The organism is Armatimonas sp. (assembly GCF_031410135.1).
Taxonomy (GTDB): Bacteria; Armatimonadota; Armatimonadia; order Armatimonadales; family Armatimonadaceae; genus Armatimonas.
Window position 1 is genome coordinate 1 of record NZ_JANNYP010000384.1, and the last position, 5,839, is coordinate 5,839.

The window sequence follows — 5,839 nt, forward strand, 5'->3', positions numbered from 1 at the left end:
GGTTACGGGAGTCAGTGGGCTGAGTGGTGCCGATGTCGAGGCATCGGATTTGCGTGCAGGCGCGGCGATGGTGCTGGCGGGCCTGGCGGCGCAGGGAACGACGCGTGTTTTCTCCGTCCACCATATTGATCGTGGCTACGAGCGGCTCACCCAGAAGCTCTCGGCAGTAGGCGCAAGTATCTGGCGTGAAGATGAGCTTGGTAACAAAGTGGAGGTTGTGTGAAGTTTCGACTGACCCCAGATATAGGAATTGATCTCGGTACGGCCAATATCTTGGTCTACCAGCGTGGCAAAGGAATTGTGCTACGCGAGCCTTCCGTAGTGGCCATTGATAAGGCCACACGAAAGGTGAAAGCCGTCGGGGAAGAGGCACGCCTGATGCTGGGGCGAACGCCTGGCAATATTATCGCGATCCGTCCGATGCAGGATGGGGTGATTGCAGACTACTCCACCACTCGCGAGATGCTGCGTGCGCTCATCACAAAAGTCTGTGGTCGTCGCGGCCCGTTCAAGCCGCGTGTGCTGGTGTGCGTCCCTGCCGGGGTGACCAGTGTCGAAAAACGCGCCGTGCTTCAAGCCGCGGAAGAAGCGGGTGCAGGCGTGGCCGCTACCATTGAGGAGACCATGGCCGCTGCAATTGGCGCGGGCCTACCGATTGCGCTTCCGGGTGGCAATATGGTGGTAGATATCGGAGGTGGCACAACCGATATCGCCGTGATCTCCTTGGGCGGGATCGTCGTGAGCAAGAGCCTGCGAGTCGGGGGCAACAAGATAGACGAGGTGATCATTCGTCATATTAAAAATAGCTATAATCTTATGATCGGTGACCGCACGGCAGAAGAGATTAAGATTCGCATCGGGTCAGCATTTCCTCTGGAGCAAGAGCTTTACATGGAGGTCAAAGGCCGCGACCTGGTTGCGGGGCTTCCGAAAACCGTGGATGTGTCTTCGGATGAGATTCGGGAAGCACTCGCCGAGCCCATCTCCCAAGTTGTCGATCGGGTGAAAGCGGTGCTAGAGCACACTCCCCCTGAGCTCTCCTCCGATATTATTGAGAGGGGAATTATGCTCACCGGGGGCGGTGCGCTTCTCCGTGGCCTGGATCGTCTGCTGGCGCTGGCAACGGGAATTCCCGTCCATGTTGCCGATGACCCTCTCTCCTGTGTGGCAATCGGAACGGGACGTGCCCTTGAGGAGTTCGATGCCATTCGCGATAGTCAGAATATCAGTGGGAGCTATGAATAAGTATGCAAGAACGCGAACATGGACACGATGATGTGCGACAGAGCAAAGGGGTTCCTGGCTACATGCCGGATCGTCCCGTGACGCGCTACGAGCTGGCAGCAACGCTTTTTCAGCTCTTGACCCATGTCGAAGCCGCCTATGCTCAACCAAAGCGTGTTACTCGTGAAGTGAAGCCGGGGCGTAAGGCCAACCTGACCCCAAACCCTGCGAAGGCCAAGCGCTACAGTGATGTCCCCGCCCTGCACTGGGCAAGTGCGAGTGTCTCGGGACTCGGTGCACGGGGAATTGTCGTGGCGGCGAACGGCAAGTTCGAGGGCGAGAAAACCGTTGCTGGCGACGAACTCGCGCACTGGCTGGATGGCATGGCAGGCTGGGTCGAAGGTCGGCCTGTGAGTGCCAAGTCGCTGAGGGAGCTGGTGCGGGCGGGCTATCTGCCCCAGACGGATCCCTTGCTGAAGAAAACGACGAAGCCCGTGAGCGCTCAGGAAGTTGCCACTGTGGCGGTAGCCGTTCTCACACGGGCTCAGGAAAAAGTCACCACTGCCGCCGCTGATTCGCGCTTTGGCAAGTAGAGGTTAGCGACCCAAGCGCTGTACTTGCGGCGCGACTTCTTCAACCGTCGTTCGCACACGCCACTCGGGAGCGAGGGTTTGTACCAGCTCCTCTTGCGCGGCGACGACCGAGGCTGCGTCTTGTGCAACACGCGTGACAGAGTCGGCGAGCTCTTGAATACGCCCCGTGGCCACGCTCTGGGAGGCTTGTGAGTACGAGGGCAAGGAAGCTCGAAGTGCGCCGATCTGCCGATAGACCTCATCACGCAGTGTCCGTGTGCGCCGCGCGAGCTTGGCGGCGTTCTGGAGAGCCCGTGCCCGGCGGACAGCTGCTTCTGCCTGGCGATGGAGCGACTCCGCGATAATCTGATCCGTTTCGCGCTTAGACTTAAAGAGCAGCCCCTCCGCATCCGCTACCAGATCCCGGATCTCATCTTCGTGAACCGGAGCCACTTCAGGGAGCGCCGCGACAGCATCACTGAGGGAGCAGATCGTGCTCCGTAGCTCCGCCTCCGCCTCCACTTGAGAGATATTCAGCGCCTGAATCTCTGCCAGAAGCTCAAAATAGGCATCTTCCATGGTGTGCTTTTGCGGTGGTGGCGGAAGGGGCTGGCCCAGAAGCGTGGAGAAGATCGTATCCAGAACGGTCGGCACCACGGCTGCGGTCTGGGTACGCTGTGGCCTTAGGCGCTGAAGCTCCGCAGCGCTCACCGGGGTCTCGTAGAGCAACTTCTGGCGCGCACGGGGCAGGAAAAAAACGAACGCGCCGCCCGTGACCGCACCGAGAATCAGGCCTATGAGAGGATTGTTGTTGATGATCCCAAGCCCAATTCCCGTTGCTGCGGCGACTCCGCCGGTCTGGAGCATCTGCTTACGCTCTGCCTTAGGATCGCCTGTTCCGCCACGGCGCTTGATGATCGCGGCTCCCAGGGTCTTGCCCAGATCGGCGGGTTTGAGCTCCACTATCCGACTCCTACTTGCTGCCGCTGTGGTGTGTCTAGCTCGACGCGAGCTGTGGCGAGAGCATCTGCCTCGCGAGCGACACCACGGGCGACGCTTGCCACTTGCGCAAGGCTCGTCGCATCTATTCCTGAGACGCTTGTCGAGCCCAGCTCTAGCCGAAGTGCCTCAAGCTGAGCTTGAAGTTCTTGCCTTAGCAGGCTATTGCGTCGCAGAAGTGTCGAGGATTTCTCCATGGCGCTCGCACTGCGCTCCAGCGCATCTGCCCGGCGCTCTAAAGACTCTGCTGCCACTCTATCTGTCTCGGTAAGTGCCTGCTGACGCAGCTCCAGCGCCTCTGCCCGCAATCCCTCTGTGTTGCGGTTCGCCGTTTCTGCCGGAGCCGGAGGCAGGCGATCCAGTGCCATCCCAAGGACTTTAATCGCCTCTTTTAGCTCTTTCTGCGCCGCTTCGGGAAGATTCGGCTGAGCGAGAGTCTCTTGAATCAGCAGAAGATAGGAGCGCTCCAGCTCGTCTTCTTCTTGCGCTAGCAGCAGATCGAGCTCATGCGTATTGAGAGGAGTCTTCCCCCAGCGCCGCACCAGGTTCCGCGGCATCAGGGTTGCGAGGGCGACACCTGCGACCGACATTGCCCCGAAAATTCCTCCCATGATCAGCATCTCGGGACGCTGTCCGGCTTGGGCCATCATCATGATGGCAGGTGCACCAAAACCGAGGCCCCAGCCACCGCCAAAGCCTCCCACGAAACCATTAAGCTGGCCTTTTACGCTCTGAACCGCTTGATTGGCAGCATCGCCCTCCAGGCCCGTCTCTTTTGCCCAGATGCGCGTCAGAGCATTGGGGCTAGACGACGCCGAGAGTGCCCCGCGAAGACGCCGTCCTGAGCGAGGGTTTTGTTGGCCAAGCTGGGCCGCACGCATCTGAAAGAGTGCGATGGCGCGGCTGTCGCCAAGATCAGCGGGGATGAGTTCCATAATCGGATTTCTAGCGCCGAGTAATCACAACCACAAGAAGGAAGATCGCGGCAACGCCTCCAAGCACTAGGACAAGCGGGCTGTACCAGCTTAAGAACTGAAAGATAAAGAGCGCGAGGGCGGCGAAAATTCCAATGATCAAGCCGATTCTTGCCGCGCTCGACGGATTGCCTTGTTTGTTGGCCGAGCGTGCGATGAGGTAGACCAGGAAGGGGAGCATGAACAGGCAAATCAAGAGCCCGACACCCATCACAATCCACTTGTCTACAAGGCTCTCCACAACGAAGGCGTAGTTCTCTTTTTCATTGGAGGGGTAGCGTGTCTTGACCCCTTTTTCATTTTCAACCTCAAAGTAGCTCGTATGATCGCCCTTGGCAAAGCTTGTGACTTCCCAGACAAGCTCGATGCCCGCTTCCGTGCTTCCTGAGATCTTTTGAGCATCAAAGGCAGGTTCACCATCTTTAGAGCGGTCATGGAACTTGGCACTCTTGATAGCGTAGCCGTCTGGGTCTTTGTACTCCAGATGTAGCGTGTACTTCACATTGGTTTGGTAGAGGCTCTTCAGTTCCTCCGTTGGCTTTATCTCTGGCTTTGCTAGGGACGGAAGCGCCAGCGCAAGTGCGGCAAAGAGTAGGCAGACAAGTCGGGTCAATCTCATTTTCATCATTTAAACCAGTTTGGTCGGGTCACTAAATTTCAAGCGATTTTCTTTTACCACGGCACCGTTGCTATCCACGACACTGACACGCACTTCATCGCCGTAGCGGAGCGGGGTTGGTTTCTCCAGCGGTAGCCCATTGTGGTAGACACGCAAGCCGTTCCCAGGTTGCGGCTGCACGGTGAGCCCACCACGACCTCCCTTGACAGTCGCGGCCACCACTTTTGTCCCGCCTAGCGGGTAGGCATCCAGCGCCGCTGAGCCGCCTTCACCACCAAGACGCAGAGTCGTGTTGCCACGCACGTCAAAATCGCGAGGGGAGCCGACACCAGAAATACGAAGCGGCATGGGCTTGGGACGCAAGAGAGCAAAGGCACCACCCGCCAGTCCCAGCCCGATCAGAGTGGCGACTAGCCCAATGGGAAATTCGTCGGGTTTGGGCGGCGGCGGTGCGCTAGTCTCTGAGGATGAGGTTGTAGGCTCTGGGGTGGCGATCGTCCCGGCTTTCGGAGCTACCTTAAAGCGCTCTTTCGGACGACCCGACGGCAGGATCTCGACGCCTATTCCAAACGTCTGTCCGCCACTACTTGCCATCCACGCGAGCTGTGATTCGTAGTCAGTGTTCTCGGAGGTGCGTGGGTAGGTGTCTAGCTTGCCAGGAGTGTAGTACTTCTGGTACTCGGTGTAGGCCGCCGGTGTGTTTTTCGGTGGATCGTTGAACGAGTCCGTCAGAATGACGATAAACGGCGTTTTCCCCGAGGCATGGGCGAGCTTGAGAGCCTCATGGTGTGGCTGCCGGATATTGGTGCCCTCACCGGGTTCTGGCTTCAGGGGAACCATTTCGAGGAGCTTACGCCGTGCAGCTGGGGTCTGTGGGGTCTCGTCGAAGACTTTCTTGTAGCTTGGCCCAAAGGTATAGAGCACAACCTGATCGCCCTCACTCATGCCATCAGCGAGGATGGTCTGGGTCGCATCCAGCATCTTGCGGTTGTAGCTGTCCACCGTCATAGACTCGGAGACATCTAAGATCAAGACGACGCACTTAGGGCTCTTGGCCTTGAGCGCCGAGACAATCTCGCCCGTGTCGCTCTGTGCCAAGGTTGGCAAAAGAGCACTCAGGAGAGCTAAAGAAGTGAGCAAAAAACGAAGCATCCGCACAGTAATTCCTATTGTACCGGATAGGACGCTTGCTGCGAGGTTTTAGTTACGGCTTCCTCTTGCCGATAGTAAAAGAAAGCGATACAATCGCCGGGTCTGCCCAACCGGGGCAGCCAGGAGAACCCGAAATGTCGGACGGTTCCAGTTACGAACAACAAGAAAAACCCATGAAAGAAAATGCGACGGACGAAGGCTTAATGCCGTCGCGGCGGTTTTCACGCTCTTAAGCTTTTACAACTGAAGCGGTAGGGCACTGAAGCCCGTCGCGACTTCCCAAAAAACCATCTCCCCGG

The 5,839-nt window shown here is 58.1% G+C and carries 6 protein-coding genes and 1 pseudogene; 3 read left to right on the forward strand and 4 right to left on the reverse strand.

The annotated features are described in order from the left end of the window. The 3 genes and pseudogenes from RMO15_RS13945 to RMO15_RS13955 form a co-directional block, all read left to right on the forward strand. Positions 1-223 (forward strand): annotated as a pseudogene (locus RMO15_RS13945) (UDP-N-acetylglucosamine 1-carboxyvinyltransferase); the annotation flags it as partial. Beyond that, positions 220-1,245 (forward strand): rod shape-determining protein, encoded by a 1,026-nt coding sequence (locus RMO15_RS13950; RefSeq protein WP_309713691.1) that lies wholly within the window; start codon positions 220-222, stop codon positions 1,243-1,245. The pseudogene RMO15_RS13945 and the gene RMO15_RS13950, both read left to right, overlap by 4 nt. A gap of 2 nt (positions 1,246-1,247) precedes the next feature. Then, on the forward strand, positions 1,248-1,817 hold the full coding sequence (locus tag RMO15_RS13955; RefSeq protein WP_309713694.1) for a hypothetical protein: 570 nt from the start codon (positions 1,248-1,250) through the stop codon (positions 1,815-1,817). 3 nt (positions 1,818-1,820) lie between these two features. On the opposite strand, the gene RMO15_RS13960 is transcribed toward RMO15_RS13955, so the two are convergent. Genes RMO15_RS13960 through RMO15_RS13975 form a run of 4 tightly spaced genes read right to left on the reverse strand, consistent with a single transcriptional unit; the run spans position 1,821 to position 5,540 of the window. Beyond that, positions 1,821-2,759, reverse strand: coding sequence for a hypothetical protein (locus tag RMO15_RS13960; RefSeq protein WP_309713697.1), 939 nt, complete (start codon positions 2,757-2,759; stop codon positions 1,821-1,823). Beyond that, a complete protein-coding gene (locus RMO15_RS13965; RefSeq protein WP_309713699.1) occupies positions 2,759-3,730 on the reverse strand; it encodes a hypothetical protein in 972 nt (323 codons plus the stop codon). Before RMO15_RS13965 ends, RMO15_RS13960 begins: the two co-directional genes overlap by 1 nt. A gap of 10 nt (positions 3,731-3,740) precedes the next feature. After that, complete coding sequence (locus RMO15_RS13970; protein ID WP_309713702.1) at positions 3,741-4,388, reverse strand: hypothetical protein; 648 nt, start codon at positions 4,386-4,388, stop codon at positions 3,741-3,743. A gap of 9 nt (positions 4,389-4,397) precedes the next feature. Beyond that, positions 4,398-5,540: a vWA domain-containing protein gene (locus RMO15_RS13975; protein ID WP_309713705.1), complete on the reverse strand. Its 1,143-nt coding sequence runs from the start codon at positions 5,538-5,540 to the stop codon at positions 4,398-4,400. Between the last annotated feature and the right edge of the window lie 299 nt (positions 5,541-5,839).

Excerpts from the sequence above, each read along its gene's own strand:
- RMO15_RS13965 (WP_309713699.1), bottom strand. The coding sequence starts at position 3,730 with ATGGAACTCATCCCCGCTGATCTTGGCGACAGCCGCGCCATCGCACTC.
- RMO15_RS13955 (WP_309713694.1), top strand. The coding sequence starts at position 1,248 with ATGCAAGAACGCGAACATGGACACGATGATGTGCGACAGAGCAAAGGG.
- RMO15_RS13970 (WP_309713702.1), bottom strand. The coding sequence starts at position 4,388 with ATGAGATTGACCCGACTTGTCTGCCTACTCTTTGCCGCACTTGCGCTG.
- RMO15_RS13975 (WP_309713705.1), bottom strand. The coding sequence starts at position 5,540 with ATGCTTCGTTTTTTGCTCACTTCTTTAGCTCTCCTGAGTGCTCTTTTG.